Below are 25,128 nucleotides of genomic sequence, written 5' to 3' on the forward strand. Positions count from 1 at the left end.
CGTGCAGACCATTGCTGTGGTCGTGATGATGAGATTAAGTTTTTAGCGCGAAGTTCCTGATAAAGTATTGGGCAAAGGTAAAAATTTATTCTTCGTCTTTACAAAACTGCGCTTATTCCACCGCCATCAACCGACGATACTCATCCCAGGCGTAATTGTCCGTCATCCCGCTGATATAGTCCTGAATCAGCCGCGAGCGATAATAACGTTCCCATAACAATCGCTGATATTTATGCTGCACCACCAGGTTACGCATCTGTTGCTGATAAGCTTTACGATGTTTACCGGAAAGTTTATGAAACAGTCGGGTTTCGATCGGATGTTTCGCGAGAAAATCCTCATTCATTAACGTGGTAAACTGTTCATAATCGAGCTGCATCAGCGACTGATAAATTTCCAGTAATCCTTTAATGACCCGATAACCCTGTAATTCCAGCTGCTCAACTTCAGGGTGATTAAACACCTGCTGGCGCGCCACAGTTTTAAATAATTTTAACAGACGCCCTTCATCACCGTCATCTTCCAGCAGCGCATGGTTAAAGCTGCCGGCAAAAATGGCAGGTAAATTATCAACAAAGCGGCGCACCGCATGGCTGACCAGTACACTCTGGACGTTAACCCGCAGCGACATGAAAAATTGATCGCTAATACTGCGACGCTTTTTCTGATTGGCCTCTTTCCACGCTTCATTAATGGTGCGGCTGAACGCGTCGCCGGGTTTCACCGGACCCCAGGCGTTGAGCAAAGAATGATAGAGCGTATCGACGGTGAAGATGTCTTTTTCAACGGCGTCATCAAGGTCGGCAATACAATAGGAGATATCGTCAGCCGCTTCCATTATCCAGGTCAGCGGATAACGGTGGTGCTCAGGTATATCCGTTGCCGCGCGGAGATCGGCCACATATTCACGCTCGGATAAATAGAAACCCGGCTTTTTCATTAACACGCTGAACTCCGCCGGCTTATCGCCCTGCCACCACGCCGGCGCGGTGTATTTTAAAATACACGCCACCTGCGCATAGCTAAGATTTAGCTGCAGCAGGGTATGTACCAGACGAATGGCCTGCGCATTCCCTTCGAAATGGCACAAATCCTGACGAATCATTGCATTTAACCGGTCGAAATCGGCACGCTGCGCGTCATCCGCCACGCCCGCCACCAGCGGATCCACCAGTTCGGCCGGCAGGTTGTCATCAAACCAGTCATTGATCGCCGCTTCACCAAAATGGCCAAACGGCGGGTTGCCGACGTCGTGCAGCAGGCAGGCCATCTCCACCAGGCTCTCGACCGCGCCCTCAAAGCCATCGAGGCCGTAAGCCGCCAGCCCGCCGCCCTGGGTTTTCAGCGTATGCAGAATCTCTTTGGTGATGTAACGCCCGGTTTGCTGCACCTCAAGCGAATGGGTCAGGCGCGAGCGCACGGCCGCATTCCGCTCCAGCGGAAACACCTGGGTTTTTTGTTGCAGACGGCGAATCGCGGCAGAATTAATAATGCGTCCACGATCGCTTTCAAAGTGGCGGGTAATAAAGTATTCGCCTTCGGGATCTTTGCGACTGGTATAAGGGCGGGTGAAACTGATCTTCTTCCTGAAATTGATCGTCGCCATTGTTACCCCTTATTTTTTCCTGAATTGATCCCCATTGAGCCATGTTAGACTATGCCTCACTTTAGCCTTATACATCCATAACTACAGCGAGATTCTTTATGAAAGCAGGCATTATTGGCGCGATGGAGCAGGAAGTCACACTGCTGCGTGACAAAATTGAAAACCGTCAGACGCTGACGCTGGCCGGCTGCGAAATTTACACCGGTACGCTCAACGGCGTTGAGGTGGCTCTGCTGAAATCGGGCATCGGCAAAACCGCGGCGGCGCTCGGTACCACGCTGCTGCTGGAGCTGTGCAAACCGGATCTGGTGATCAACACCGGTTCCGCAGGCGGTCTGGCGCCAACCCTGCAGGTGGGCGATATCGTGGTGTCCGATGAAGTGCGTTATCACGATGCCGATGTCACCGCTTTTGGCTATGAGCCAGGTCAGATGGCGGGCTGCCCGGCGGCGTTTGTCGCGGACAGCGCGCTGATTGCCGCCGCAGAGCAGGTGATCAAACAGCTGGATCTCAACGCGGTGCGCGGTCTGGTGGTCAGCGGTGACGCCTTTATCAATGGCGCCGCGCCGCTGGAGCGTATCCGCAGCACCTTCCCGCAGGCGATTGCGGTAGAGATGGAAGCCACGGCGATTGGTCACGTTTGCCATCAGTTTAAGGTGCCGTTCGTGGTGGTACGCGCTATTTCTGACGTGGCCGATAAAGCGTCGCATCTGAGTTTCGAAGAGTTCCTCAGCGTGGCGGCTAAACAGTCGTCGCTGATGGTGGAAAACCTGCTGGCTCAGCTGGCGCGTGGCTAAATATCTGCTGCTCGGGCTGTGGCTGCTGTGCCACAGTCTGCTGGCCGCACCGCGCGTCATTACCCTGTCGCCGCATCTCACTGAACTGGCGTTTGCCGCCGGCATCACGCCGGTGGCGGTGAGTGCGTGGTCAGACTATCCCGCCGCTGCTCGCCAGCTGGAGCAGGTGGCGAACTGGCAGGGCATTCGCGTTGAACGCATTGTGCAGCTCAGACCGGATGTGGTGCTGGCCTGGCGCGGCGGCAATCCGCTGCGCCAGGTGGAGCAGCTACAGCGTCTGGGCATCCATGTGGAATGGATCGATCCGCAATCACTCGATCAGATGATTGACGCGCTGGCGGCGCTGCAGCGCTGGAGCCCACAGCCCCAGCGTGCCACAGCGGCCGCACAGGCGTTACACCAGCAGCTGCAGACGCTGCGTCAGCGCTATCAGCAGCAAACGCCGGTGCCGCTGTTTCTGCAGTTTGGCCAGCAGCCGCTGTTTACCGCCGCACGCAGCACGCTGCAGAATGAGGTCATCACCCTGTGCGGCGGTCGCAATATCTTTGCTGACAGCAGCGTAAGCTGGCCTCAGGTGAGCCGGGAGCAGGTGCTGACGCGGCACCCGCAGGCGATTGTCACTGGCGGTGATGCCAGCCGCGCCGCCAGCGTCGCGCGCTTCTGGCAGCCGCAGCTTAACGTGCCGGTGATTGCGCTTAACGATGACTGGCTGAGCCGGCCGGGTCCGCGCTTGCTGCTGGCGGCAAAGCAATTGTGCGAAGCTTTACATCCGACGAAAAATAAAGCATTACCAGACTAAAGATTCGACGATTCATGTCGAAAATCAAATGACAAGGCACAGCGGCCACGTATGCTCTGTGCCCTTTTAGCGCGTAGCGCACTTTTGACATCACCAGGATTTCACCATGACCAGAGCGCTGCTGCTGGCCATAGGGCTGATCGTGGCTGCACCGATCGGTGCGGCAACCACCACGGGCTCTATCGCCGTCTCGCTAACGATTTTCTCCCGCTGCGATATCTCACGCCCGAGTGAGCAGACGCTGCCGTCTGTTGACTGTGGCCGGCATTTCAGCGCGCAACCGCGCGTGACACAAAGCGTACTGAACCGCGATGCGTTGCGCCGTGAAACGGCACGCCTGGTGACGATTGAGTGGTAAATCATGGCTGCCAGAACGGCAGCCAGCACAGCATCAGATGCTGAAAGAGGAACCGCAGCCGCAGGTGGTTTTGGCGTTGGGATTGGTCACGATAAAGCGCGAACCTTCCAGACCTTCGGTGTAGTCAACCGATCCACCCACCAGATACTGCAGGCTCATCGGGTCAACCACCAGCGCCACACCCTGCTTCTCGATGGTCATGTCGCCGTCATTCATTTGATCGTCAAAAGTAAAACCATACTGGAATCCACTGCAGCCCCCGCCGGTGATATATACGCGCAGTTTCAGCGCCGGATTCTCTTCATCCGCAATCAGGTTTTTTACTTTTTTCGCTGCTGCATCGGTGAACTGCAGAGGCAGCGCGGCTACGTCGTCACTCATCTTTTACTCCGGGTAAACGTCCAGGTCAGAAAACGACCTCAATTTCGCTATTATCTGCCAGCCGTCCAGTGCAATCAAGTAGCGCCCTTGACACTGTGTGCCGCCAGTTATGGCATAAAGTATAGCAATGTCGCAGGCGCAAGCGGCCGCGCGCCTTTCTTCACCGGCCGCTCTTCCGTAGAATGGCGCCAGATTTTTTCCAGAACAGCAGGAGCCGAACCATGAGTAAGTCAGAAAACCTGTATGCCGAAGCACAACGCCTGATCCCGGGCGGCGTGAACTCCCCGGTGCGTGCCTTTACCGGCGTGGGCGGCGTGCCGCTGTTCATCGAACGCGCCGACGGTGCCTATCTGTATGATGCCGATGGCAAAGCCTATATTGATTACGTCGGCTCCTGGGGGCCGATGGTGCTGGGCCACAATAACGCCACCATTCGCAATGCGGTGATCGAAGCCGCCACGCGCGGCCTGAGTTTTGGCGCGCCGACCGAGATGGAAGTGAAGATGGCCGAGCTGGTGTGCGAGCTGGTGCCAAGCATGGATATGGTGCGTATGGTTAACTCCGGCACTGAAGCCACCATGAGCGCCATCCGCCTGGCGCGCGGTTTCACCCAGCGTGACAAGATCATCAAATTTGAGGGCTGCTACCACGGCCATGCTGACTGCCTGCTGGTGAAAGCCGGTTCCGGTGCGCTGACCCTCGGCCAGCCCAACTCGCCGGGCGTGCCGGCGGATTTCGCCCGTCATACCCTGACCTGCACCTATAACGATCTCGACTCGGTGCGCGCGGCGTTTGAGCAGTATCCGCAAGAGATCGCCTGTATCATCGTCGAACCGGTGGCAGGCAACATGAACTGCATCCCGCCGCAGCCGGAATTTCTGCCGGGCCTGCGTGCGCTGTGCGATGAGTTTGGCGCGCTGCTGATTATCGACGAAGTGATGACCGGCTTCCGCGTGGCGCTGGGCGGTGCCCAGGCTTATTACGACGTGATGCCAGATCTGACCTGTCTCGGCAAGATCATCGGCGGCGGTATGCCGGTTGGTGCCTTTGGCGGCCGCCGCGAAGTGATGGCCGCGCTGGCTCCCACCGGCCCGGTGTATCAGGCGGGTACGCTGTCCGGAAACCCGATTGCCATGGCTGCCGGTTTTGCCTGCCTGTCGCAGATTGCGCAGCCTGGCACCCATGCGACCTTAACCGCACTCACCGACCAGCTGTGTGCTGGCCTGCTGGCGGCGGCAGAGGCGGAAAATATCCCGCTGGTGGTGAACCACGTCGGTGGCATGTTCGGTATTTTCTTCACCGACGCCGACAGCGTGACCTGCTACGCCGACGTGACGAAGTGCGATGTGGAGCGCTTTAAGCGTTTCTTCCATCTGATGCTGCAGGAAGGTGTTTACCTCGCGCCATCGGCCTATGAGGCCGGCTTTATGTCACTGGCGCACAGCCAGGAAGATATTCAGCGCACCGTCGATGCCGCCCGCCGCTGCTTCGCGCAGCTGTAAACCTGCCGGGGCGCCATTCATAGCGCCCCGCTTCACTAAGCGCGCCTTAGTAACCAGATAAAATACGGCGCGCCGAAGAAGGTCGCCATCAGGCCTGCCGGGATTTGATCCGGGAAGGCCAGCATGCGGCCGCACCAGTCGGCGAACACCAGCAGGCACCCACCGAGCAGGCCAGCCATCAGCAATTGCGGCAGCGCGCGACGGAAGCCGAGCATGCGCACAATATGTGGCGCCATCAGGCCAATAAAACTCAGCGGACCGATAGTGAGCGTCGCGGTGGCGGTCAGCGCGGCCGCCAGCAACAGCAGGCCGAAGCGCGATCGGTTCAGCGCCATGCCGGCTGAGCGCGCCGTGGCACTGCCGAGCGGCAGCAGCGTCAGCCAGCGGCTGGCCAGCGGTGCCAGCGCCACCAGTATCATGCCCACAACAGCACTCTGCTGCGCCTGCGTCATTGAGATGTTGTACGTCGAGCCGGAAATCCAGCTCAGCAGCCCGGCCATGCGCGGATCGCCGCTCGCCAGCAACACCATCAGTAACGTGACAAACGCACTGTTCAGCGCCATTCCGGCCAGCAGCATGCGCTCCGGTGCAAAACCGCCGCGGCTGGCCACCAGCATAATCACCAGCAGCGTCAGCGCGGCACCCAGCACGCCGGCCGGCAGCAGCCAGGCGACCGCGTTGCCGGGCACAAAGAACAACATGACCACCACCCCGCAGGCCGCTCCGGAGCTGATGCCCAGCACTTCCGGACTGGCCATCGGATTACCGGTCAGGCGCTGAATCAGCACCCCGGCGACGCCCAGCATCGTGCCGACCACCAGCGCCGCCAGCACGCGCGGCACGCGCCACGGCAGCAGCTGTTGCAGCATATCGCCGCTGACCCACGTCCAGCCGTGCGCGTCGCGCCCAAACGCGATGCCCGCCAGACTGCACAGCGCCAGAATCATCACGCCCGCCAGACACCAGCGCAGCACGGCCTGCCGCTCCTGCGGCACTGTGTCGCCGGCATTCATCGCCGGTGGCACAGTGCCAGTGCGCAGACGCGGCAGCAGCCACAGCAGAATCGGCACGCCAATCAGCGCGGTAGCCGTCCCGGTTGATACTTCACGCCAGTGCGCGGTCAGCCACAGCACGCACTGATCGGCCAGCCACAGCAGCAGTGCGCCAATCAGCGGCGCCAACAGCAAGCGGCTAAGCAGACGACGCGCCCCCAGCATCTTCGCCAGCAGCGGCGCGAACAGCCCGATAAAGCCGATAATACCGGCGACGTTAACCAGCTGCGCACTGAGCAGGATCGCCAGCGCCAGCGCGGCAATGCGCGCCGCCGACAGCGCAAGACCGAGGTTTTTTGCCACGCCATCATCCAGCCCCATCAACGTCAGCGGACGCAACAGCGCCAGCGCCAGTGCGAACGCCAGCAGCAGGCGCGGCCACAGCAGCGCCACGTTGTGGCCGTCGAGCTGGTTCAGCGCGCCGGTGCTCCACAGAAACATGTTTTGCAGCTGATCGTGATTGAAGATGGCAAAGATTTGATTAACCGCGCCGGCATACAGGCTCAGTACCAGACCGGCCAGGATCAGCGTCACCGGCGACAGACGCTTGCCCCAGGCGATGCCAAACACCAGCACGCCGACCAGCACCGCCCCGCCCATCGCGGCAAACTGCTGCGTCAGCTCCCCGCCCGGCAGCTGCCACAGAGTGGCGACGGTCAGGCCAAGCTGCGCGCCGGAAGAGACGCCCAGCGTGGTCGGCTCCGCCAGCGGATTGCGCAGCACCTGCTGAAACAGCAGGCCCGCGAGGCCAAGTCCGGCCCCGACCAGCAGCGCCAGCGCCAGCCGCGACAGCAGGCTGTAGTGGAACACCACCTGACGGATGTTATCGATATCCGGCGCGAACATCGCCTGCTGCCACTGCGCCAATGGCAGCGCCTGGCGCAGGTTGATAAACGTGAGCGCCAGCGCCAGTAAACTGAGCACGCTGAGCAGCGCGACGGGAAACAGACGGTTGCGCATCAGTGCGACTCCAGCGCGCGTTCCAGCACGCGAATAAATTTGATGGCTGAGTAAGTGGCACCGTAATACCACACCGCCGGCACCCGCCGGAAACGGCCGGAACGGACAAACGGCAGCGCCTGCCACAGTGCGCTTTGCGTCACCTGCTGCATATCGCGTTCGTTATCGTGATCGAAGCAGATCACCTCAACGTCACCGACCTCCGCCAGCCGCTCCAGCCCGACCACCGCACTGCCCCAGAAGTTGGTTTCGCCCTGCCAGGCATTGCGCAGGCCAAGCTGCTCCATCACTTCGAGGAACAGGCTGCCTTTACCGAAGGTAATGGCGTGACGCGGATCCATCAGCGACATCAGCAGCAGCGGACGCTGCGCCCACGGACGTAACCGCTCACGCGCGGCCGCCACTTCACCATCCACCCAGTGCAAATGGGCCTGTGCCTGCGCTTCAAGGCCAAGCCGGGCAGCCAGCGCATGCAGCGATGTGCGCGCGGTGGTGAACGGTTTGCCATCGCCGCTGTTGAGGTCAAAGCCCATCGTCGGCGCAATGTGCTCCAGCTTGTCGACCGCCGGGCCGTAACCGTTGGAGTGCAGGATCAGTGACGGTGCCAGCTGGGTCATCAGTTCCAGATTGGGTTCGGTGCGTAAGCCGAGATCGAGGGTGCCGGCCGGCAAGACCGGGTCGCCCACCCAGATGGCGTAGTTATGCAGATCGGCCACGCCGAGCGGGGCGACGCCGAGCGCCATCAGCAGCTCCACCGGCAGCCACTCCAGCGCCAGGATGCGCTGGCTGTCCGGCGGCGCGGCGCGCAGCGGTGCAAGGTTCATCAGCGGTGAGAGCGCCAGCGCGGTCAGCAGACGGCGACGGGAAATGTCGAACATCACGAGGCCTCAGTAGACAAAGCTGACGGGCGCGCCGCCCTGCGGATGCGGCAGAATGCCCATCGGAATGCCATAAATATCACCCAGCACCCCGGCCTGCATAATCGCTTCCGGTCCGCCTTGCGCGATCACTTCGCCCGCGCGCAGCGCCACCAGCCGGTCACAGTAGCGAGCCGCCATGTTGAGATCGTGCAGTACCGCTATCACCGTCAGGCCGCGTTCGTGGCTGAGGCGCTGAATCAGCGCCAGCACATCAACCTGATGGGCGATATCCAGCGCAGACGTGGGTTCGTCCAGCAGCAGGCAGCGGCTGTTCTGCGCCACCAGCATTGCCAGCCACGCACGCTGCCGCTCGCCGCCGGACAGGCTGTCCACCAGCCGCCCGGCGAAGGGTTTCAGTCCAACCAGCGCAATCGCCTCGTCTACCCGATCGCGATCTTCCTGGCCGTAGCGCCCCAGCGCACCGTGCCACGGATAGCGCCCAATCGCCACCAGCTCGCGCACCGTCATGCCCTCTGCCGCGGGCAGCTGCTGCGGCAGATAGGCTACCTGACGTGCAAAAGCTTTACTGCTCCAGGTATCAACCGCTTCACCGTTCAGCATCACGCGCCCTTCGCTGGCTGCATGGTGACGGCCGAGCATCTTCAGCAGCGTGGATTTACCGGAACCGTTATGCCCGATCAGCGCGGTGACTTTACCCGGGGCGAAAGTCAGCGACAGCGGATGCAGCAGCGTGCGGCCGGGCACACGGAAGCTGACGTTTTCCAGTGAAAAGGTGGTTTCTGCGTGGTGCGGATGCTGCATGATAATCCCTGGTTAACGGGCGCCGCAGCGCCCTGTGTTCAGTATCAGAAGCGGAAGGTGGCGGTACCGACGATCTGGCGCTCTGCGCCCCAGTAGCAGGCGTAGTCGCGGTAGCAGCTGGCAACGTATTCGCGATCGAACAGGTTGTTGATGTTGACGCCGACGGTTGAGCCCGGCAAGCCGAAGCGGCCCAGATCGTATTTCAGTGCGGCATCTACAGTGGTGTACGCGGCGACGTCAAAGTTCTGGTTGGCATTTGGGCCGCTGGCGTACAGGCCTTTGCTTTCACCCACGTAGCGCACCCCGGCACCCACGGTGAAGCCCGACAGTGCGGTTTCGTGGAAGGTGTAATCACCCCACAGCGAAGCCATATGCTTCGGCACCTGCACCGGCGTACGGCCTTTCAGCAAGGTGTCTTCGGTGTATTCCGCATCGGTATATGAGTAAGCCGCCGTCAGGTTGATGTTGGCGTTAAGCGCCGCTTTGGCTTCCAGCTCGACGCCACGTGAGCGGATTTCACCGCTTTGCACGCTGGCAAATTGATGGCTTGCATCGGGATCGGCCGTCAGGTTCTTCGTTTTGGTCAGCTGATAGACCGCCGCCGTCATGACAATCGGACGATCTTTGGGAACGTATTTTACGCCCGCTTCATATTGTTTAGCGCGTGACGGATCAAACGCTTCGCCGCCCCATGTTGCGCCAGCATTAGGAATAAACGCTTCGCTGTAACTGAAATAAGGTGCAATGCCATTATCGAACACATAGTTAACGCCACCACGCCAGGTAAAGGCCTGATCGTTCTGGCGATCAACGCTCTGCGCTACGCGGTCGGTAACGGAGTTCATCGCGTAGTCGTAGCGGCCACCGAGCGTCAGCACCCAGCGGTTCCACTCCATTTGATCCTGCGCGTACAGACCGGTCTGGCGTTGCTGGTTCAAACGCTGATAAGGATCGTCATAAGGGGTGTAGCTGTCGTTGCCATATTGCGGATTGAATGGACTCAGGCCGGTGGCGGTGCCGAACTGACCATCAATATCGTTACGGGTGCGCTGAAAATCAACGCCCAGCAGTAACGTATGGGCTAAATCACCGGTTGCGAATTTAGCCTGCGCTTGCGTATCCACGGCAAACTGGTTGAGTTTTTCTTTTGAGAATGCGGCATTACGGGTAATCAGTTGATTCTCAGGGTTATAACCGAAGCCATAAATACTGCGATAATCGGTCTGCATTTCCGCATAGCGCAGATTCTGGCGCACCGTCCAGGTGTCGTTAAAGCTGTGCTCAAAGTTATAGCCAACCATTTTGGTGTTGCGCGAGATCTTATTGCTGTCTTCGCCTTCATCAAAATTGGTGGGCAGCTTATAGCTGCTGCCGTCCGGCCGGGTGATGCCCACCACGGTGCCTTCACGCGGCAGCCAGCCGTAATAGCCGGTTTCCGGTTCGTTCTGGAAATAGGTCAGCAGGTCAAAGCGGGTATTGGCATCCGGACGCCAGCTGAACGAAGGCGCAAGGGTATAGCGCTTCTCTTTGTTCATCTCCTGTTGCGCATCGGCGCTGCGCGCCAGGCCGGTCAGGCGATAGCTGTAAACGCCGTCATCATCCAGTGAGCCGCCAAAATCGAAGCCGGTGGAGAACAGGTTGTCGGTGCCCATCTGGAACTGGACTTCACGCAGCGTCTCCTGGGTCGGCCGCTTGCTCACCAGTGACACCACACCGCCCGGGTTGCTCTTACCGTACAGCACCGAAACCGGACCGCGCAGCAGCTCCGCGCGCTCGAGGAAATAAGGATCGATAGCGAATTCGGAGTAGTTGTCACCCTGCAGCTTCAGGCCATCGAGATACTGGTTGGTGTTGGTTTCGCTGAAGCCGCGAATCGACAGCGCGTCGATAACGTCCGAGCTGCCGCGGTTACCGGTCAGCACGCCTGGCGTGTAATTGAACGCACCTTTGACGCTGGTCACCGCATGCATTGACATCTCTTCCTGCGTCACCACCGATACCGACTGCGGATTCTTCTCGATTGGCGTATCGGTTTTGGTGCCGGTCGCGCTGTGTTTAGCGGCGATGGTCGGCGACGGTCCCCATGCGCTCTCCTGCGCGACGCCGCTGCCGCCATCAGCCGTCACCACCACGGTATCTTCGGCCAGCGCCTGCATGCTGAGTGTGCCCAGAGTCAGGGAAATCAATAACGCGAGCGGTCGACGGGTGGTCACCGCGCGCGGAGAACAAGGAAAAGTGTTTCGCGCATTCATAGTGGGATCTCATGAAAATAGAACAATGCAGGCGAATGGAAACGAGAATGATTATTAGACGCACGGATTTTAGGCGAAACCTGGCTAGCACCGCAAGATGTAATGCCTGCTGGCGGTGAGTTTGCCAGCGGATCGCACATATCCATGATCGCGGCTAAAAAAATGGCGGGCAAAGAAAAAGGCGCCGCAGCGCCAGAGGGAGTTAAATTCAGCTTACAGGTAAGACTCAGGCTGGAGCGCCGCCATGTATCTGGCACCGCCACGTGGTGGTAAAACGCCGGCACTGCATAGGCTCTGAAGGTATAAAGCCGGTGCAGTGCCGGATGGCTTATTTACTGCCAAACATATCTTTAATCCAGCCCGCGACGCCGTCAGAGTCTTTCTGCTCGCCCTGCGGCTGTTGCTGTTGCTGCTGTTGCTGTTGCTGCTCTTGCTGTTGCTGCTGCTGAATCTGCTGCTGTTGCTGCTGGCACAGCGCGTTAGGATCCAGCGCCCACACCGGCAGCGAACGCCAGGTGCTGCTGCCGCTGCCGCAGACAAAGTTACCGGCCGAATCGATATTCATCTGGGTGATATCTTCCGGTGGCGTCAGGACCAGTGGCATCGGCGCCTGGTTGTCAAGGTAGCGACGATAGATCTGCATCGCACCGCTGGCACCGTACAGCTTCGAGGTCTGGTTGTTGTCGCGGCCAACCCAGGTGATCGCCACTTCTTTGCCATCAATACCGGCAAACCAGCTGTCGATCAGGTCATTGGTGGTACCGGTTTTCGCCGCCAGATGCGCACCCGGGAAGCGTGCGCCAAGCGCCCGCGCCGTACCGTGATCGGCCACCTGCTGCATGGTATACAGCGTCAGATACGCCGCCTGCGCCGGCTCAACGCGCTGCGCCTGCGGGAAGCTCTGATACAGCACCGTGCCATCTTCCGCAATCACCGAGCGCACCGCCGACAGCGCAGCGCGGTTACCGCCGCTGGCAATTGACTGGAACGCCTGCGCCACTTCAATCGGCGTCAGGTTAAGCGCCCCCAGCAGCATCGCCGGTACCGGATGCAGCTGATCTTTTGGCACGCCCAGTTTGGTCCAGGTATCCACTACCGCGTCGAGTCCCAGCGTCATACCGAGGTTAACGGTTGGCACGTTCATCGAGTTAGTTAACGCATCCACCAGCATCACTTTACCGCTGAAGCGACGATCGTCGTTCATCGGCTTCCACACCGAACCGTTTGGCTGTTTCAGCGCGATCGGCTCGTCGGCGATCCAGCTGTTCAGGCGGTAGCTGTTTGGCTGGCTGAGGGCGGTCAGATAGGTCGCCGGTTTTGCCAGTGAACCAATCGAGCGACGCGCCTGCAGCGCGCGGTTATAGCCGGCAAACTGCGGATCGGCACCGCCGACCATGGCGCGCACTTCACCACTGAAGCGGTCGACCACCACCATCGCGGTTTCCAGATCTTTCAGCCCGCGCTGTTTCTTCAGCGTGGGAATGCCGTCTTCAACCGCTTTTTCCGCCGCATCCTGCGAAATCGGATCGAGCGTGGTGAAGATCTTCACGCCGGAGAGGTCTTTGACCTTATCGCCCAGCTTCGCCTGCAGCTCATTACGCACCATCTGCATAAACGCCGGCTGCGGCGTGATCACCCCACCTTTCGGCTGGACACCAAGCGGCCTCGCCGACAGCATGTCGTATAGCTCCTGGTCGATCACTTTCTGCTGTTGCAGCAGACGCAGCACCAGGTTACGTCGCTCCAGCGCCAGCTGCGGATTACGCCACGGATTGTACAGCGACGCACCTTTAACCATGCCGACCAGCATCGCCTGCTGATCAAGGCTCAGTTCGTCCACCGGGCGGCCAAAGTAGTACAGGCTGGCCAGCGGGAAACCGCGGATTTGGTCGTTGCCCGCCTGGCCGAGATATACCTCGTTCAGGTAGAGCTCAAGAATGCGATCTTTGCTGTAGCGCGCATCCATGATCACCGCCATGTAGGCTTCACGCGCTTTACGCCACAGCGAGCGTTCGTTGGTGAGGAACAGGTTTTTCACCAGTTGCTGCGTCAGCGTACTGCCGCCCTGCACCGCTTTACCGGCGGTGATATTGGCGAGGAAGGCGCGACCAATCGAGTACGGGCTGATGCCGTCATGCTCGTAGAAGTGGCGGTCTTCGGTGGCGATCAGCGTATCGACCAGCAGATCCGGGAACCCGGCGCGCGGCACAAACAGACGCTGCTCGCCGTTTGGCGACTGCAACATGGTGATCAGCCGCGGATCGAGGCGGAAGAAGCCAAAGTCGCGTCCGGTATCGAGATTTTTAATCTCGCTCAGCTCGTTGTTGCTGAAGGTGAGACGCGCGTTAATCTGGCCCTCTTTGCTGTCCGGAAAATCAAACGGACGGCGCAGCAGGTCGATGGTGTTGCCTTTCACGCTGAACTCACCCGGACGGGTAATGCGCGACACTTCGCGATACTGCGTGCCTTCCAGCAGCGCAATCATCTCTTTCTTGTCGTAAGCCATGCCCGGTTCGAGGCTGACCATGCGCCCGTACACGGCCGCTGGCAGCTGCCACACTTTACCGTCAATGCGGCTGCGGATTTCCGAATCGAGATAGACGCCCCAGGCGGCCATCACCACGACAAACACCAGGAAGAGTTTAATCAACCAGCCTAACCAGCGGCGTTTGCCACGCGCGGGTCGTTTTCCTTTACCTTTGGGTGGCACCGGCGCACTCTCCTCATCATCTTCGTCAAAATCGTCCTGATCGATATCATCTTCAGGCTCCCTGCGGCGACCCCGGCGCGTAACGTTACGCGGCGGCTTTGGCGCTTTTCCTTTGCGCCCAATAGGTTCGCGATCGTTCCCAGACATGCTTTGTTTTCTCCAGGCATAGCTACGGCAGCGCCGCTACTCTAACTGCTTTCTCGTGCCGCGCATGGCAGAACCCTCTGAATTCGATCCACTGCGGGCTACGAGGAATATTTTTTGGTGCGCCTCGTCGGCAAGGCGCTGGCCGGATCGTCCGGCCACGGATGTTTGGGATAGCGCCCTTTCATCTCTTTCTGCACTTCAGGATACGCACCGCGCCAGAACGCCGCGAGGTCGCGGGTGATCTGCAGCGGACGGTGCGCCGGCGAAAGCAGCTCCAGCACCAGCGGAACGCGTCCATCGGCAACCGCCGGGTTCTGTGCCTCGCCAAACATCTCCTGCATACGTACCGCCAGCGCGGGGGGCTTTTCCGCGTCGTAGCGAATCGGCAGGCGACTTCCGGTCGGCACAGTGTAATGAGTTGGCAGCACAGTATCCAGCCGCTGCCGCTGTGACCATGTCAGCAAATGTAATAAAGCGCTGACAAGATTAACGCTCTGCAGCCCTTTTAAATCGCGTACTTTGCCCATCTCCGGCAGCAGCCAGTGCTCCAGCGAGGCCAGCAGCGTGTCATCATCCAGCGTCGGCCACGCCTCTTCCGGCAGCCACTGCGCGGCGCACTGCAGGCGCACACGCAGCTGCTCTGCCTCTGGCGTCCAGCCGAGCACCGCCAGCCCTTTTTCGCGGATCCAGCGCAGCATCGCCGGATGCAGGATCTCCGGCTCGGGCCGCGCCTGCGGCTGGGCCCGCAGGATCAGCGCGCCAATCGCTTCCCGCTTCCACGCGCGCAGCGTGCCTTTGTCGTCATCCCAGTCCACATCGGTGCGCTGCTCCACCAGCTGCGGGCACTGCTGGCGCAGCGCATCCATCTCTACCGGCAGCGCCAGCAGCATGCGCGCATCGGCACTGCTGGCCCCCTGCAGCAGGCTCGGTGCAATCAGCCACTCATAGCGGCTCAGGCCGTCGTGCTCATCCAGCATTGCGCCGATACCATTGGCGAGCTGATAGCGCGCGCTGTGACCGCGACGCTGCGCCAGCCGGTCAGCAAATCCGGCGGCCAGCAGCGCCGGGAAGCGATCGGCGTCAACGCGCCCCTGACCTGCATTCAGGCGCTGCTGCCAGTGGCGCGCGCGCCGCAGCCACTGCGGCTGTGGCTGGTTGAGCGCATCACGCAGATCGACACTGCCGCTGCGCGGTGGATCCTCCAGAATCGCCACCAGCAGCGCCGCGCTGGCGATGGCGTGCACATCATCGCCGGCGGCGCACAGCATCGCCGTGAGACGCGGATCGCTGCCGAGCTGCGCCATTTTACGGCCGCGCGCGCTGAGCCGTCCTTCGCTATCCAGCGCGCCGAGCCGCTGCAGCTGTTGACGTGCCGCCTGCAGGCTGCGCGCCGGTGGACTATCCAGCCATTGCAGCTGAGCCGCGTCCTGACAGCCCCACTGCAGTAAATCCAGCTGCAGCGAGGCCAGATCGCTGGTGAGTATCTCCGGCTCACTCTGCGCCGCCGCACGCAGCGCCTGCTCCTGCGGCAGCAGATGCAGGCAGATCCCCGGCGCCAGGCGACCGGCGCGGCCAGCGCGCTGCGTCATCGATGCCTGGCTGATGCGCTGGGTCAGCAAACGCGTCACGCCGCTGCGCACGTCAAACTGCGCCGCGCGCTCCAGCGCGCTGTCCACCACCAGGCGGATGCCTTCAATCGTCAGGCTGGTCTCGGCGATATTGGTGGCGAGCACCACTTTACGCCGGCCCGGCGCGGCCGGCAGGATGGCCCGCCGCTGCGCCTCCAGCGACAGCGCACCATATAAAGGAGATAAATCCACCTCATCACTGACGCGCGACGCCAGTTCACGCTTCACCCGTTCAATCTCCGCCACGCCGGGCAGAAACAGCAGCAGCGAACCGGGCTCATCCCGCAGCAACTGTGCCACCTCGCGCGCCACTGCCTCTTCAAACCGCTGCTGCGGATTGAGCGAAGCGTAACGTCGGATCACCGGAAAGCTGCGCCCCTGTGACGCAATAAACGGCGCGTCGGGCAATAGCTTGCGTAGCTGCTGATTATCCAGCGTTGCCGACATCAGCAGAATTTTCAGGTCGTCGCGCAATCCCTGCTGCACATCAAGCAGCAGCGCCAGCGCCAGGTCAGCCTGCAGGCTGCGCTCATGGAATTCGTCGAGGATCACCAGCGATACGCCCTCCAGCAGCGGATCGCGTTGCAGCATGCGCGTCAGAATGCCTTCGGTGACCACCAGCAGACGCGTCGCTGCGCTGCTGCAGTTTTCCCCGCGCAGCCGATAACCTACCGTCCCGCCCGGCTGTTCACCCAGCTGTTCCGCCAGCCGCTGTGCCACGTTGCGTGCCGCCAGCCGGCGCGGCTCCAGCATGATGATTTGCCCTGGCAGCTGCGCCTGTTGCAGCAGCTGTAGCGGCAGCCAGGTGGATTTCCCGGCGCCGGTCGGGGCCGCCAGCAGCACCTGTGGCGACTGCGCCAGCGCGGCCAGCAATGCAGGCAGTACCTCGCTTACCGGTAACTCACTCACACTCAACTCCCACTCTGCCTGTGCTAAGATGGCGCGCATTGTACACCACCCGGCGCCGAATACCGGAGTTCAGCATGGCCACGCAACGACTGTTTTTTGCCCTCGAATTGCCTGATGCCCTCCAGCAACAGCTGGTGCAATGGCGGGCCGATTGCTTCGCCGCAGACGCGGGTAAACCGGTGGCGGCGGCGAATCTGCACCTGACGCTGGCGTTTCTCGGTGAGGTCAGCACGGAAACGGCGGAGCAGCTGCAGCAGCTGGCGGCACGCATCCGCCAGCCGGGCTTTACGCTGGATCTCGATGACGCCGGTCACTGGCCGCGTCCCGGCGTGGTGTGGCTTGGCTGCCAGCGCGCGCCGCGCGGTTTACTGCAGCTGGCCAACCTGCTGCGCGCCCAGGCCGCGCGTCATGGCTGTGCGCAGAGTACGCAGCCGTTCCATCCCCACATCACCCTGCTGCGCCACGCTGCGCAGGCCGTGGCGCTGCCGCCGCGCGGTTTTCACTGGCGCGTTGAGGTGAGTCATTTCGCGCTGTTTGCGTCCAGCTTCACGCAGGGACGCACGCGCTATCGCCGGCTGGCGCGCTGGCCACTGTTATCTGCCGCAGGAGCATAAATGCAGTTCGATCCGCCGTTACAATCAGCCCGCTTAATCACCCGCTATAAACGTTTTTTAGCCGATGTCATTACGCCGCAAGGTGACACCTTTACTCTGCACTGCGCCAATACCGGTGCAATGACCGGCTGCGCCACGCCAGGCGACACCGTGTGGTACTCCACCTCGGCCAGCGCGACGCGCAAATATCCGCACAGCTGGGAAATAACGCAAACCGCGCAGGGCCACTGGATTTGCGTCAACACCCTGCGCGCTAACCAACTGGTGCGCGAGGCGCTGCTGCGCGACGCAATTCCGGAATTATCCGCTTATAGCCACTGCCAGGCTGAGGTGAAATACGGCACGGAAAAAAGCCGAATTGACTTCCTGTTGCAAGCGGAGGGCAAAGCCAACTGCTATATTGAAGTCAAGTCCGTCACCCTTTTACAAAATGGTAAAGGCTATTTTCCGGATGCGGTGACGGCTCGTGGACAGAAACATCTGCGCGAATTAAGCACTATCGCGGCAGAAGGCCACCGGGCCGTTTTGTTGTTTGCTGTTCTGCACACGGGGATTGAGGACGTTTCCCCGGCGCACCATATCGATGCGCAATACGCAGAACTACTGGTACAGGCGCAGCGCTGCGGTGTGGAAGTGTTGGCGTATCAGGCTCAGATTTCACCGGCAGAAATGTTACTTACCCGGCCGTTAACGGTAACGATTAACGCACAGTTGTAATATTTAACGTTATTTGCTGTGATAAGAATGTTCTGAGCGGTGCGCTAAATACGCTGTTCCTCACAGGCTTGTCAAGGTGCGTTCATGAATAATTGCCAACCTTGATTGCTTCTGCTATTTATAGCGGCCTGTTTTTTTCCCTGATGGGAATCGATATGCCCCGCATGCGTCGGGTTGCAGGCAAAGGCTTTCGCAATCTGAAACAGAACGGGTAGTGCGTGTTATCCAGGAGAAACAACATGCAAGAAGGGCAAAACCGTAAAACATCGTCCCTGAGTATCCTCGCCATCGCTGGGGTGGAGCCGTATCAGGAGAAACCGGGCGAAGAGTATATGAATGACGCCCAGCTGAGCCATTTCCGCAAGATTCTGGAAGCCTGGCGCAACCAACTCAGGGATGAAGTAGACCGTACTGTGTCGCATATGCAGGACGAAGCTGCCAACTTCCCGGATCCGGTTGACCGTGCCGCCCAGGAAGAGGAGTTCAGCCTGGAGCTGCGTAACCGCGATCGTGAGCGCAAACTCATTAAAAAGATTGAGAAAACGCTCAAGAAAGTGGAAGACGACGACTTTGGCTACTGCGAATCCTGTGGGGTCGAAATTGGTATCCGCCGTCTCGAAGCGCGTCCGACCGCCGATCTCTGCATTGACTGCAAAACGCTGGCAGAAATCCGCGAGAAGCAGATGGCAGGCTAATGGCCGTTAACAGACTGTCGCCGCACAGCCGGGAAAACCACTGTTTTCCCGCCGTGCGGTGTACCACAGCATGATGTCCGCCACGCTTCCCTGCATCGGGCGTTTCGCCCCCTCTCCTTCCGGTGATCTTCATTTCGGTTCGCTGATAGCCGCATTAGGCAGCTACCTGAGCGCGCGCGCGCAGCAGGGCCGCTGGCTGGTGCGCATTGAAGATATCGATCCGCCGCGTGAAGTCGCCGGTGCCGCAACGCGCATCCTGCGTCAGCTGACGCATTATGGGCTGCACTGGGACGGCGACGTGCTGTGGCAGTCGCAGCGCCACGAGGCCTATCGCGCGGCGCTGAGCTGGCTGCGCGAACATCGTCAAAGCTACTTCTGTACCTGCCCGCGCAGCCGCATTCAGCAGCTGGGCGGCTTTTACGACGGTCACTGCCGCGATTTACATCTGCCGCCGGACGGCGCCGCGCTGCGGCTGCGTCAGCATGCGCCGGTGTACGGTTTTGACGATCGCCTGCGCGGCCATCTGCAGGCGGAGCCGCGTCTGGCGCAGGAAGACTTTATTATTCACCGTCGTGACGGCCTGTTCGCCTATAACCTTGCGGTGGTGGTCGATGACCATTTTCAGGGCGTGACGGAGATAGTGCGCGGTGCGGATTTGATTGAGCCAACGGTGCGCCAGATTGCGCTGTATCAGCAGTTTGGCTGGCCGGTGCCGGCTTATCTGCATCTGCCGCTGGCAATTAACCCGGACGGTAATAAATTGTCGAAGCAAAACCACGCGCCGGCTTTGCCGGACGGCGATCCGCGACCGGTGCTGGTGCAGGCGCTGAGCTTCCTGGGGCAGTCGGTTTTGCCTGGCTGGCAGGACCATGGGCTGGGGGCGCTGCTGGACCATGCCGTTACACACTGGGATAGCGCATTGATTCCGCGGCATGATGCGCAACAACCGGATGAGGCGACAACGCCATTCCTAAATGGTTCGCAACAGGCTATGATTAGCCGCTGATTTTATTCACACCCATTTTCTCACTGTCGAGGTGTCCCATTTTTACCCGAGTCGCTAATTTTTGCCGGAGAGTCCTCAAGCGTGATGAGGAGGCCCCTGAAGAGGTGGAAACCGTAAGTCTGATGACCGTTATCCCCCGGGAAAGCCACAATATCTCACGCAAAGATATCAGCGAAAACGCTCTCAAAGTGCTGTATCGCCTGAATAAAGCCGGATACGAGGCTTATCTGGTTGGCGGCGGCGTGCGCGATTTGCTGCTGGGTAAAAAGCCGAAGGACTTTGACGTGACCACCAACGCCACGCCGGAGCAGATGCGTAAGCTATTCCGCAACTGCCGCCTGGTCGGGCGTCGCTTCCGTCTGGCGCATGTGATGTTCGGTCCGGAAGTGATCGAAGTCGCCACGTTCCGCGGCCACCATCAGGAAGAGAGCGTCGACGATCGCAACGGTTCGCAGCGCGGTCAGAACGGCATGCTGCTGCGCGACAACATTTTTGGCAACATTGAAGATGATGCGCAGCGCCGCGATTTAACCATCAACAGCCTCTATTACAGCGTGGCTGATTTCACCGTGCGCGATTACGTCGGTGGCCTGCAGGATCTGCAGGAAGGCATCATCCGCATGATTGGCGATCCGGAAACGCGCTACCGCGAAGATCCGGTGCGTATGCTGCGCGTGGTGCGCTTCGCCGCCAAGCTGGACATGAGCATTGCGGCGGAAACCGCCGAGCCGATTCCCCGCCTCGCCACGCTGCTGAATGACATTCCGCCGGCGCGCCTGTTTGAAGAGTCGCTGAAGCTGCTGCAGGCCGGTTACGGTTATCGCACCTATCTGATGATGCGTGAATACCAGCTGTTCCAGCCGCTGTTCCCGACGCTGGCGCGCAACTTCACCGAACAGGGCGACAGCCCGATGGAGCGCATGCTGGCCCAGGTGCTGAAAAACACCGATACCCGCCTGCACAACGATATGCGCGTGAATCCGGCGTTCCTGTTTGCGGCGATGTTCTGGTATCCGCAGCTGGAGTCAGCCGAGCAGATTGCGCAGGAGAGCGGCCTGACCTATTTCGACGCCTTTGCGCTGTCCATGAACGAAACGCTGGATGAAGCCTGCCGTGCGCTGGCGATTCCGAAACGTATCACCACGCTGATTCGCGATATCTGGCAGCTGCAGCTGCGCATGTCGCGCCGTCACGGTAAGCGCGCATGGAAGCTGATGGAGCATCCTAAATTCCGTGCCGCCTACGACCTGCTGGCGCTGCGCGCAGAAGTCGAGAACAACGCCGAGCTGCTGCGCCTCAGCCAGTGGTGGGGCGAGTTCCAGTCGGCGGTGCCGACACAGCAGAAGACCATGCTCAACACCCTGGGTGACGATCCGGCTCCGCGCCGTAAACCACGCCGTCCACGCCGTCGTCCTGCTGGCCCGCGCCGCGACAGCAACCACAGCGCGTCATGACGCGGGTCTATCTCGCCTTAGGCAGTAATCTCGCCGATCCGCTGCATCAGGTTGATGCAGCGCTGGCCGCGCTGGATGCCATTCCCGATACCCACCGCGTAGCCACCTCCGCGTTTTATCGCACGCCACCGTACGGCCCGCCGGATCAGCCGGATTACCTCAACGCCGTGGTGGCACTGGAGACCACACTGGCCGCGGAAACGCTGCTCGATCACACCCAGCGCATTGAGCTGGAGCATGGCCGGGTGCGCAAAGCCGAACGCTGGGGACCGCGCACGCTGGACCTCGATATCATGCTGTTCGGCAATGCAGTGATCCACACGCCGCGCCTGACGGTGCCGCACTACGATATGCACAACCGCGCCTTCATGCTGGTGCCGCTGCTGGAAATCGCGCCAGCGCTGCGCCTGCCGAACGGCCAGCCGCTGGCCGGCATTCTGGCGACGCTGGACCGCAGCAGCATTCGCTTGTGGTCCGCCTGACGCGGCAGAATCGCACGCCCGTCGTATCGCCTTTGCAATCAATCCAGTACACTGCGCGCATCAGAAAATGCTGGAGATTGCGATGAAACCCACCACCCTCTCTCACTTACGCCAGCTGAAAGCCAGCGGCCGCAAGTTCGCCACGCTGACCGCCTACGATTTCAGCTTCGCGCGCCTGTTTGCCGACCAGGGCATTCCGCTGCTGCTGATTGGCGATTCGCTCGGCATGACCGTGCAGGGCCATGATTCCACGCTGCCGGTGACAGTCGACGATATTGCTTATCACACCGCCGCTGTGCGGCGCGGTGCGCCTGACGCGCTGGTGATGGCCGACCTGCCGTTTATGAGTTACGCCACGCCGCAGCAAACCTTTGACAGTGCCGCGCAGCTGATGCGCGCCGGTGCCAACCTGGTAAAACTGGAAGGCGGCGCCTGGCTGGCAGAGACCGTGCGCATGCTGACCGAGCGCGCCGTGCCGGTGTGTGGTCATCTGGGATTGACGCCGCAGTCAGTTAATATCTTCGGTGGCTACAAGGTGCAGGGGCGCGATGAAGCGGCAGCCGAGCGCCTGCTGGCGGATGCGCTGGCGCTGGAAGCGGCCGGTATGCAGCTGCTGGTGCTGGAGTGCGTGCCGGTCGCGCTGGCTGAGCGCGTCACAAAAGCGCTGTCGGTACCGGTGATCGGCATCGGTGCCGGTAACGTCACCGACGGCCAGATTCTGGTGATGCACGACGCGTTTGGTATTACCGGCGGCCACATTCCAAAATTTGCTAAAAATTTCCTTGCGGAAACCGGCGACATTCGTGCGGCAATTCGCCAGTATATGGCCGACGTTGAAGCAGGCACCTACCCTGCTGCCGAACACAGTTTCCAGTAAATCAGGAGATTTGCAGTGCTGATCATTGAAACGCTGCCGCTGCTGCGCCGTGAGATTCGACGCTGGCGCCAGGCAGGTAAACGCATCGCGCTGGTGCCCACTATGGGCAACCTGCATGAGGGGCATCTGACGCTGGTGGATGAAGCACGCCAGCGCGCAGATATCGTGGTGGTATCGATCTTCGTTAACCCGATGCAGTTTGATCGCGCCGACGACCTGGCGCGCTATCCGCGCACGCTGCAGGACGATTGTGAAAAACTCAATCGCCACAGCGTCGACCTGGTCTTTGCCCCGGCGCCGGCCGATGTCTATCCGCAGGGTCTCGACAGCCAGACGTTTGTTGAAGTCCCGGGCCTCTCCTCGCTGCTGGAGGGCGCCAGTCGTCCCGGTCATTTCCGCGGCGTGGCCACCATCGTCAGCAAGCTGTTTAATCTGGTACAGCCGGATATCGCCTGTTTTGGCGAGAAGGATTTTCAGCAGCTGGCGATCATCCGCAAGATGGTGGCGGACATGGGCTTTGACATTGACATCGTTGGCGTGCCGACGGTGCGCGCCAAAGACGGTCTCGCGCTCAGCTCACGTAACGGCTATCTTACTGCCGATGAACGCAAGCTGGCGCCGGTGCTCAGCCAGGTGATGAACAGCATGGCGCAGCGCCTCAGCAACGGCGAGCGGCACGTGGATGAGATTATTGAACACGCCGAACAGACGCTGCGCGATCAGGGCCTGCGCCCCGACGGCCTGGCCATCTGCGATGCCGATACGCTGCAGCCGCTGACGGTCGACAGCCAGCGCGCAGTGATTCTGATGGCCGCCTGGCTCGGCAATGCGCGTTTGATTGATAATCAGCAAGTGGATCTGACGGTTTAACGCCGTCGTTTATGGGCAGCATGTACCCGCTACACACTGCGCGGTGGAAACCGGCCGCGCACGGGTATAACAAAGGTATCACGCTATGATTCGTACCGTATTACAAGGCAAACTGCACCGCGTAAAAGTGACGCAGGCGGATTTGCATTATGAAGGCTCCTGCGCCATCGATCAGGATTTTCTTGATGCCTCCGGCATTCTGCAATACGAAGCCATCGACATCTATAACGTCACCAACGGCCAGCGCTTCTCTACCTATGCCATTGCCGCCGAGCGTGGCTCAAAAATCATTTCGGTCAACGGTGCAGCCGCGCGCTGTGCCTGTCAGGGCGATCTGCTGATCATCTGTTCTTATGTGCAGGTGGAAGATGAAGTGGCGCGCAGCTGGCAGCCCAAAGTGGCCTACTTCGACGGCGATAACGAGATGAAACGTATCGCTAAAGCGCTGCCGGTACAGGTGGCCTGATCATCCCGCGCGCTGTACTGACAGCGCGCCTTTCCCTTATACGCCCGCCAGCTGCGGCTGCCCTTTGCGCTTCAGCGTAAACAACCAGTCAAACCATCCTTTTGCCCGCAGTACGCACAGCGCCGTTGGCAACGCCAGCGCGACGCTGAACGCCAGCACAAAATGCAGGTCAGCCAGCCACGCAGAGTGGCCGTCGTGGCGCAGCAATTTACTGCACACCTGAATCGCCAGATAGTGCGACAGATAAAACACAATCGAATGGCGGCCAACGTAGTTAACCGCCCGCAGATTGATACGACAGGCCAGCGCAACGAACAGCGGGATTGAGGGCAGCGCCAGCGGCAGCAGCCACGGCGAATGCTGACGCAGCCCGCCCCACAGGCTGAACGCCGCGAGCAGCATAAAGGCGATCAGCGACAGCAGCAGCGGTGTACGACGCTGCGCGAACGCGGCAATATCAATATCCTGGCGCACCAGCCAGTCGGCACTGTAGAAGAAGGCAAACAGCACCAGCGACTTGTTCAGATGCAGGTTGTCGAAACTGGCAAACAGCGAGTCAGGCGGCACCGGCGGCAGCAGCACCGCACCGGCAACGCACAGTGTCAGCACCAGCGCCGCAGGCAGGCGGCGCGCCGGGATAATCAGCACAAAAAACAGAAACAGCGAGTGCAGAAACCAGGTGATATCGCCGCCGCTCAGATGGCCGAGCGCGATAGCCAGCGGCGACTGTGGGTGATTGGCCATCGCGCTGAAGGTCCACTTCAGACCGCCGTAGATCAGCGCCCAGACGGCAAACGGATAGAGAATGCTGCTGACTTTGTTTCGCAGATAGCGCGCCTGCCCGTGGCGTAAACCGCTGGCGACGAACAGTCCGGAGACGAAGCACATCAGCCCCATACGCACCGGCGCCAGCAGCTGATTTACCAGCTCGTTAAAGGCAGTGAAGTGCCCGGCCTGCTGGTTCACTGCAATCATGCAGTGCAAAAAAATCACCGCCAGAATGCTCATGCCGCGTAAATTATCAATCCATGATACCCGATTCACTCTTCGCTTCCCCGCTGCTTTTTTGGTCAGCGGCCACTATGGGGAAAGCCACAGACTGAAAGCACAAGACGCGTCTGGAATTGCGAAGAGTGGGTAAAAAAAAGCCGCCGCCGGACGACG

At 60.3% G+C, this 25,128-nt stretch carries 22 protein-coding genes; 13 read left to right on the plus strand and 9 right to left on the minus strand.

Features of this window, described 5'->3' with window-relative positions; translation table 11 throughout:
* Window positions 1-112 precede the first annotated feature (112 nt).
* Complete coding sequence (gene dgt / locus F3J41_RS11400) at window positions 113-1,606, minus strand: dGTPase (protein WP_058770587.1); 1,494 nt, start codon at window positions 1,604-1,606, stop codon at window positions 113-115.
* 98 nt (window positions 1,607-1,704) lie between these two features.
* Here dgt and mtnN point away from each other — a divergent pair, with 98 nt between their 5' ends.
* The 3 genes from mtnN (at window position 1,705) to F3J41_RS11415 (ending at window position 3,560) form a co-directional block, all read left to right on the plus strand.
* Window positions 1,705-2,403 (plus strand): 5'-methylthioadenosine/S-adenosylhomocysteine nucleosidase, encoded by a 699-nt coding sequence (gene mtnN, locus F3J41_RS11405; protein WP_021507498.1) that lies wholly within the window; start codon window positions 1,705-1,707, stop codon window positions 2,401-2,403.
* On the plus strand, window positions 2,396-3,202 hold the full coding sequence (gene btuF / locus F3J41_RS11410; protein WP_058774800.1) for a vitamin B12 ABC transporter substrate-binding protein BtuF: 807 nt from the start codon (window positions 2,396-2,398) through the stop codon (window positions 3,200-3,202). The genes mtnN and btuF overlap by 8 nt, the downstream gene beginning before the upstream one ends.
* A 106-nt stretch (window positions 3,203-3,308) precedes the next feature.
* Window positions 3,309-3,560, plus strand: a complete 252-nt coding sequence (locus tag F3J41_RS11415) for a hypothetical protein (protein WP_021507500.1) — start codon at window positions 3,309-3,311, stop codon at window positions 3,558-3,560.
* A 33-nt stretch (window positions 3,561-3,593) separates the two neighbouring features.
* Here the strand turns inward: F3J41_RS11415 and erpA are convergent, their stop codons facing one another.
* Window positions 3,594-3,941, minus strand: coding sequence for an iron-sulfur cluster insertion protein ErpA (erpA, locus tag F3J41_RS11420; RefSeq protein ID WP_021507501.1), 348 nt, complete (start codon window positions 3,939-3,941; stop codon window positions 3,594-3,596).
* Between the two features lie 221 nt (window positions 3,942-4,162).
* Between erpA and hemL the strand changes: the two genes are divergently transcribed.
* Complete coding sequence (gene hemL, locus F3J41_RS11425) at window positions 4,163-5,443, plus strand: glutamate-1-semialdehyde 2,1-aminomutase (protein ID WP_166711200.1); 1,281 nt, start codon at window positions 4,163-4,165, stop codon at window positions 5,441-5,443.
* Window positions 5,444-5,478: 35 nt separating this feature from the next.
* Here the strand turns inward: hemL and fhuB are convergent, their stop codons facing one another.
* The 6 genes from fhuB to hrpB all read right to left on the minus strand — a co-directional run bounded on the left by fhuB (window position 5,479) and on the right by hrpB (window position 16,822).
* Entirely contained in the window at window positions 5,479-7,455 is a 1,977-nt protein-coding gene (gene fhuB, locus F3J41_RS11430; RefSeq protein WP_166711202.1) for a Fe(3+)-hydroxamate ABC transporter permease FhuB, read from the minus strand.
* Window positions 7,455-8,333 carry a Fe(3+)-hydroxamate ABC transporter substrate-binding protein FhuD gene (gene fhuD, locus F3J41_RS11435; protein WP_059010407.1) on the minus strand — a complete coding sequence of 293 codons (879 nt, stop codon included), beginning with the start codon at window positions 8,331-8,333 and terminating at the stop codon, window positions 7,455-7,457. Before fhuD ends, fhuB begins: the two co-directional genes overlap by 1 nt.
* Before the next feature lie 9 nt (window positions 8,334-8,342).
* Window positions 8,343-9,137: a Fe3+-hydroxamate ABC transporter ATP-binding protein FhuC gene (gene fhuC / locus F3J41_RS11440; protein ID WP_088516628.1), complete on the minus strand. Its 795-nt coding sequence runs from the start codon at window positions 9,135-9,137 to the stop codon at window positions 8,343-8,345.
* A 44-nt stretch (window positions 9,138-9,181) separates the two neighbouring features.
* Window positions 9,182-11,389 (minus strand): ferrichrome porin FhuA, encoded by a 2,208-nt coding sequence (gene fhuA, locus F3J41_RS11445; protein ID WP_166711204.1) that lies wholly within the window; start codon window positions 11,387-11,389, stop codon window positions 9,182-9,184.
* A gap of 328 nt (window positions 11,390-11,717) precedes the next feature.
* Window positions 11,718-14,246 (minus strand): bifunctional glycosyl transferase/transpeptidase, encoded by a 2,529-nt coding sequence (mrcB, locus tag F3J41_RS11450; protein WP_104188135.1) that lies wholly within the window; start codon window positions 14,244-14,246, stop codon window positions 11,718-11,720.
* 98 nt (window positions 14,247-14,344) lie between these two features.
* Window positions 14,345-16,822 carry an ATP-dependent helicase HrpB gene (gene hrpB / locus F3J41_RS11455; protein ID WP_166711206.1) on the minus strand — a complete coding sequence of 826 codons (2,478 nt, stop codon included), beginning with the start codon at window positions 16,820-16,822 and terminating at the stop codon, window positions 14,345-14,347.
* A gap of 35 nt (window positions 16,823-16,857) precedes the next feature.
* On the opposite strand from hrpB, the gene thpR reads away from it, so the two are divergent.
* From thpR to panD, 9 genes are all read left to right on the plus strand, one after another.
* Window positions 16,858-17,397 (plus strand): RNA 2',3'-cyclic phosphodiesterase, encoded by a 540-nt coding sequence (thpR, locus tag F3J41_RS11460; RefSeq protein ID WP_058770594.1) that lies wholly within the window; start codon window positions 16,858-16,860, stop codon window positions 17,395-17,397.
* Window positions 17,398-18,114, plus strand: a complete 717-nt coding sequence (sfsA, locus tag F3J41_RS11465; protein WP_058770595.1) for a DNA/RNA nuclease SfsA — start codon at window positions 17,398-17,400, stop codon at window positions 18,112-18,114.
* A 239-nt stretch (window positions 18,115-18,353) separates the two neighbouring features.
* Window positions 18,354-18,809 (plus strand): RNA polymerase-binding protein DksA, encoded by a 456-nt coding sequence (gene dksA / locus F3J41_RS11470; protein WP_021507512.1) that lies wholly within the window; start codon window positions 18,354-18,356, stop codon window positions 18,807-18,809.
* A 70-nt stretch (window positions 18,810-18,879) separates the two neighbouring features.
* Window positions 18,880-19,815 (plus strand): tRNA glutamyl-Q(34) synthetase GluQRS, encoded by a 936-nt coding sequence (gene gluQRS, locus F3J41_RS11475; protein ID WP_371815467.1) that lies wholly within the window; start codon window positions 18,880-18,882, stop codon window positions 19,813-19,815.
* Window positions 19,816-19,853: 38 nt separating this feature from the next.
* Window positions 19,854-21,269 carry a polynucleotide adenylyltransferase PcnB gene (gene pcnB, locus F3J41_RS11480; protein WP_206099480.1) on the plus strand — a complete coding sequence of 472 codons (1,416 nt, stop codon included), beginning with the start codon at window positions 19,854-19,856 and terminating at the stop codon, window positions 21,267-21,269.
* Complete coding sequence (gene folK, locus F3J41_RS11485) at window positions 21,266-21,751, plus strand: 2-amino-4-hydroxy-6-hydroxymethyldihydropteridine diphosphokinase (protein ID WP_021507515.1); 486 nt, start codon at window positions 21,266-21,268, stop codon at window positions 21,749-21,751. Before pcnB ends, folK begins: the two co-directional genes overlap by 4 nt.
* A gap of 82 nt (window positions 21,752-21,833) precedes the next feature.
* Window positions 21,834-22,628, plus strand: coding sequence for a 3-methyl-2-oxobutanoate hydroxymethyltransferase (gene panB, locus F3J41_RS11490; protein ID WP_058780480.1), 795 nt, complete (start codon window positions 21,834-21,836; stop codon window positions 22,626-22,628).
* 15 nt (window positions 22,629-22,643) lie between these two features.
* Entirely contained in the window at window positions 22,644-23,498 is an 855-nt protein-coding gene (panC, locus tag F3J41_RS11495) for a pantoate--beta-alanine ligase (protein WP_021507517.1), read from the plus strand.
* Window positions 23,499-23,583: 85 nt separating this feature from the next.
* Window positions 23,584-23,964, plus strand: a complete 381-nt coding sequence (gene panD / locus F3J41_RS11500; protein WP_021507518.1) for an aspartate 1-decarboxylase — start codon at window positions 23,584-23,586, stop codon at window positions 23,962-23,964.
* Between the two features lie 36 nt (window positions 23,965-24,000).
* Here the strand turns inward: panD and F3J41_RS11505 are convergent, their stop codons facing one another.
* The gene (locus F3J41_RS11505) at window positions 24,001-25,008 is read right to left on the minus strand and encodes an acyltransferase (RefSeq protein WP_058780458.1); all 1,008 of its coding nucleotides are present in this window, start codon (window positions 25,006-25,008) and stop codon (window positions 24,001-24,003) included.
* Window positions 25,009-25,128: the final 120 nt, after the last annotated feature.

The organism is Pantoea sp. Ap-870, assembly GCF_011752515.1.
GTDB lineage: Bacteria > Pseudomonadota > Gammaproteobacteria > Enterobacterales > Enterobacteriaceae > Pantoea > Pantoea dispersa.

What these genes read in the sequence shown, in the direction of transcription:
- dgt (WP_058770587.1), bottom strand. Translation starts at nt 1,606, where the DNA reads ATGGCGACGATCAATTTCAGGAAGAAGATCAGTTTCACCCGCCCTTAT.
- mtnN (WP_021507498.1), top strand. Translation starts at nt 1,705, where the DNA reads ATGAAAGCAGGCATTATTGGCGCGATGGAGCAGGAAGTCACACTGCTG.
- F3J41_RS11415 (WP_021507500.1), top strand. Translation starts at nt 3,309, where the DNA reads ATGACCAGAGCGCTGCTGCTGGCCATAGGGCTGATCGTGGCTGCACCG.
- erpA (WP_021507501.1), bottom strand. Translation starts at nt 3,941, where the DNA reads ATGAGTGACGACGTAGCCGCGCTGCCTCTGCAGTTCACCGATGCAGCA.
- hemL (WP_166711200.1), top strand. Translation starts at nt 4,163, where the DNA reads ATGAGTAAGTCAGAAAACCTGTATGCCGAAGCACAACGCCTGATCCCG.
- fhuB (WP_166711202.1), bottom strand. Translation starts at nt 7,455, where the DNA reads ATGCGCAACCGTCTGTTTCCCGTCGCGCTGCTCAGCGTGCTCAGTTTA.
- fhuD (WP_059010407.1), bottom strand. Translation starts at nt 8,333, where the DNA reads ATGTTCGACATTTCCCGTCGCCGTCTGCTGACCGCGCTGGCGCTCTCA.
- fhuC (WP_088516628.1), bottom strand. Translation starts at nt 9,137, where the DNA reads ATGCAGCATCCGCACCACGCAGAAACCACCTTTTCACTGGAAAACGTC.
- fhuA (WP_166711204.1), bottom strand. Translation starts at nt 11,389, where the DNA reads ATGAATGCGCGAAACACTTTTCCTTGTTCTCCGCGCGCGGTGACCACC.
- mrcB (WP_104188135.1), bottom strand. Translation starts at nt 14,246, where the DNA reads ATGTCTGGGAACGATCGCGAACCTATTGGGCGCAAAGGAAAAGCGCCA.
- hrpB (WP_166711206.1), bottom strand. Translation starts at nt 16,822, where the DNA reads ATGCGCGCCATCTTAGCACAGGCAGAGTGGGAGTTGAGTGTGAGTGAG.
- thpR (WP_058770594.1), top strand. Translation starts at nt 16,858, where the DNA reads ATGGCCACGCAACGACTGTTTTTTGCCCTCGAATTGCCTGATGCCCTC.
- sfsA (WP_058770595.1), top strand. Translation starts at nt 17,398, where the DNA reads ATGCAGTTCGATCCGCCGTTACAATCAGCCCGCTTAATCACCCGCTAT.
- dksA (WP_021507512.1), top strand. Translation starts at nt 18,354, where the DNA reads ATGCAAGAAGGGCAAAACCGTAAAACATCGTCCCTGAGTATCCTCGCC.
- gluQRS (WP_371815467.1), top strand. Translation starts at nt 18,880, where the DNA reads ATGATGTCCGCCACGCTTCCCTGCATCGGGCGTTTCGCCCCCTCTCCT.
- folK (WP_021507515.1), top strand. Translation starts at nt 21,266, where the DNA reads ATGACGCGGGTCTATCTCGCCTTAGGCAGTAATCTCGCCGATCCGCTG.
- panB (WP_058780480.1), top strand. Translation starts at nt 21,834, where the DNA reads ATGAAACCCACCACCCTCTCTCACTTACGCCAGCTGAAAGCCAGCGGC.
- panD (WP_021507518.1), top strand. Translation starts at nt 23,584, where the DNA reads ATGATTCGTACCGTATTACAAGGCAAACTGCACCGCGTAAAAGTGACG.